Here is a 563-nt window from a genome sequence, read left to right on the forward strand (position 1 = left end):
AAGCCGGGGCTGATCGGCCGCGTGAAGCACCTCTGCGGCGAGGAAGACCTTAGGCATGCCTCGCTGCAGGATTTTCGGGAGGTGTAGGGAACCGTCCAGCGTCTTGGAAATTCTATCCAGACTTCAACAGCGGGAGGGTTCCAAGTGTTCACCGATCACAAATTGAGAATGATTGAGGGCGCTCTGGCGGCCGTTCTGCCTGTCGCGTTCGTGGCGTTCCTCCTCTCCATCTGGGTTTCATGAAGCCTAACCGGCTATCGCCATTCATGCGCGAGCGCGCTAATTAGCCCGATGGGCAAGGGCTGGACATTTCAATCGCTGATCGATGGCAAGATGACGGTGACGGCGCACTGCCATCATTCACCCTGCAACCATAGCCAAAAGCTCGACCTGGTGAAGCTCCGCGAGCGGTTCGGCCCAGAGGCGCCGGCAATGGCAGATGACATTATTCCCAAGCTGAAATGCGCCAAGTGTGGCGGGAAGAAAGTCGGGCTGATCTATTAGCCGGACGCCAGCCCGATCGCCTATGGCAAGGCCCAAGGGCAGCTAACCGGCCAGGGCCA

1 protein-coding gene is annotated in these 563 nt (G+C 58.8%); it reads left to right on the forward strand.

Annotation, left to right across the window (positions count from 1 at the left end; genetic code table 11):
- Positions 1 to 291 precede the first annotated feature (291 nt).
- The gene (locus X742_RS140220) at positions 292 to 504 is read left to right on the forward strand and encodes a hypothetical protein (protein WP_023775674.1); all 213 of its coding nucleotides are present in this window, start codon (positions 292 to 294) and stop codon (positions 502 to 504) included.
- Positions 505 to 563 lie beyond the last annotated feature (59 nt).

Origin of the sequence: Mesorhizobium sp. LNHC229A00 (genome assembly GCF_000502415.1) — a bacterium.
Lineage (GTDB): Bacteria > Pseudomonadota > Alphaproteobacteria > Rhizobiales > Rhizobiaceae > Mesorhizobium.

Bases quoted from the DNA above. Each gene is read 5' to 3' on its own strand.
- X742_RS140220 (WP_023775674.1), top strand. From the start codon at position 292: ATGGGCAAGGGCTGGACATTTCAATCGCTGATCGATGGCAAGATGACG.